The organism is Shewanella sp. 30m-14, from assembly GCF_052977125.1.
In genome coordinates this window covers 1-1,032 of the sequence record NZ_JBRILW010000055.1, presented here as the reverse complement: position 1 = coordinate 1,032, position 1,032 = coordinate 1, and the positions used below count along the sequence as shown (strand labels likewise).

At 49.1% G+C, this 1,032-nt stretch carries 1 protein-coding gene; it reads right to left on the bottom strand.

Annotated features, from left to right (window positions below):
- Window positions 1–1,032, bottom strand: a 1,032-nt coding sequence (locus tag ACVBIU_RS20450) for a VCBS domain-containing protein (protein ID WP_447168806.1), incomplete at both ends; no start/stop codon positions are given.

Sequence of the window (1,032 nt, the reverse complement as noted above, 5' to 3'; positions counted from 1 at the left end):
GTTACAGTGACATCAAAACTTAGGGTGATCACATCGCCTTCGGCTAAGAAATTAAGCAGGTCGTTATCGATATCGTAGGTCCAGCCCATATCATCGTTATCCAGGCTAAAGCTGGCGATAATATCGCTGATTTGTTGGGCTGATAGCGTTGCATTGGCGCCATTTTGCCAATTGATATCGTCGTTATAACTGCTGTCGAGGCTGAGTACGTCATTGTTATCGACATCGGTTGCAGTGATGACGCCGGTGGCCACCAATCTATCGGGGGCGACATCAATCATATCCTCAGTCACAGTGCCAGATTGGGTTGCACTGAGCTCAGGAATATCGTTGGTACCAGTAATGGTGATGGTGACTTGCTGGGTGTCTGTTAGGCCGTTACTATCGGTCACTACGACAGTGTAGATCTCGGTTCTGCTTTCGCCATAGGCTAACTGGTTAACCAGGCTGTCATCGGCGTCGCTCTCATTGAGCAGATACTGCCAAGTACCGGTGTCGGGATCGATACTGAATGTACCGTAGTCACTCGGTTGAGGTGTAAAAGACCAGGTGAGATTGTCAGTATCTCCGGCATCGGGATCGATGGCATCTAAATCCCCGGCAACCATGACAATCCCATTTTCCGTGGTATTACCGCCAGGCTGTACGCCGGCCTCAATGACTTCACCGGCCTGGTTTTCGGGATCTGGAGTGATAACGGGACCGTCGTTACTACCGTTAATGGTAATGGTCACTGTTTCAGTATCAAAGGCACCGTTACTGTCAGTTACAGTGACATCAAAACTTAGGGTGATCACATCGCCTTCGGCTAAGAAATTAAGCAGGTCGTTATCGATATCGTAGGTCCAGCCCATATCATCGTTATCCAGGCTAAAGCTGGCGATAATATCGCTGATTTGTTGGGCTGATAGCGTTGCATTGGCGCCATTTTGCCAATTGATATCGTCGTTATAACTGCTGTCGAGGCTGAGTACGTCATTGTTATCGACATCGGTTGCAGTGATGACGCCGGTGGCCACCAATCTATCGGGG